Genomic DNA, 1,137 nt, shown 5'->3' with positions numbered 1-1,137 from the left:
ACACCAAGAACAACACAAATAGATACGAGGCGGCGATGACCTGGGCTATTTAGTAAGAGAAGAGGTACGGGCGCGAGCGCTGGCGCAGCAGCTCGACGATCTCGGTGCGGGCGGCGACGTAGCCGCCGGAGGCGCCGCCGAGGGCCTTGCCGAGGGTGCCGGTGATGATGTCGATCCGGTCCATGACGCCGTGCAGCTCGGGGGTGCCGCGGCCGCCGGGGCCGACGAAGCCGACGGCGTGGGAGTCGTCGACCATGACCATGGCGTCGTAGCGGTCGGCGAGGTCGCAGATCTCGGTGAGCGGGGCGACGTAGCCGTCCATGGAGAAGACGCCGTCGGTGACGATGAGCTTGCGGCGGGCGCCGCCTTCGGTGGCGGTCTTGAGCTGGGCCTCGAGGTCCGCCATGTCGCGGTTGGCGTAGCGGAAGCGGCGGGCCTTGGAGAGGCGGATGCCGTCGATGATGGAGGCGTGGTTGAGGGCGTCGGAGATGACCGCGTCCTCGGCGCCGAGGAGGGTCTCGAAGACGCCGCCGTTGGCGTCGAAGCAGGAGGAGTAGAGGATCGTGTCCTCCTGGCCGAGGAAGGCCGACAGGCGCGCCTCGAGCTCCTTGTGGACCTCCTGGGTGCCGCAGATGAAGCGGACCGAGGCCATGCCGTAGCCCCAGCGGTCGAGGGCGTCCTTGGCGGCGGCGACGACCTCGGGGTGGTCGGCGAGGCCGAGGTAGTTGTTGGCGCAGAAGTTCAGGACCTCGCCGGGGGCGCCGCCCGCGGTGACCGCGACGGCGGCGTTCTGCGGGGTGCCGATGACGCGCTCGGGCTTGTGCAGGCCGGCGGCGCGGATCTCGGCGAGGGTGGCGCGGAGGTCCTCGCGGACGGACTCGAACATGGTCGGTTCTCCTTGTGCGGTGTGCCGTGCGCCTTCCGGCGGACGGGAGGTGGGGCCGGGCCCCGCGGAGGGGGGAGGGTGTGCGGGGCCCGGCCCGAGGGAGATGGTCTTGTGGTGGCCGGCGGCTGCCGCCCCGCGACCGTACCGGCTGTCGGCCCGGGGGCCGGTGGACCGCGGCGCGGGCCGGCCGGCGGCGGGACGGACCCCGGTCGGACGGTCCGGCGGTGCGGACTCCGGCCGAGCCGTCCGCC

Annotated in this window: 1 pseudogene; it reads right to left on the bottom strand. The window is 72.6% G+C overall.

Annotated features, from left to right (window positions below):
* Positions 1-58: 58 nt before the first annotated feature.
* Positions 59-886: pseudogene (locus tag ACFVXK_RS38020) on the bottom strand (glycine C-acetyltransferase); the annotation flags it as partial.
* Between the last annotated feature and the right edge of the window lie 251 nt (positions 887-1,137).

The organism is Streptomyces sp. NPDC058157 (assembly GCF_042884105.1).
GTDB lineage: Bacteria > Actinomycetota > Actinomycetes > Streptomycetales > Streptomycetaceae > Streptomyces.
Note: the sequence above shows the minus strand (reverse complement) of the source record. Positions and strands in the feature narration are given on the sequence as shown.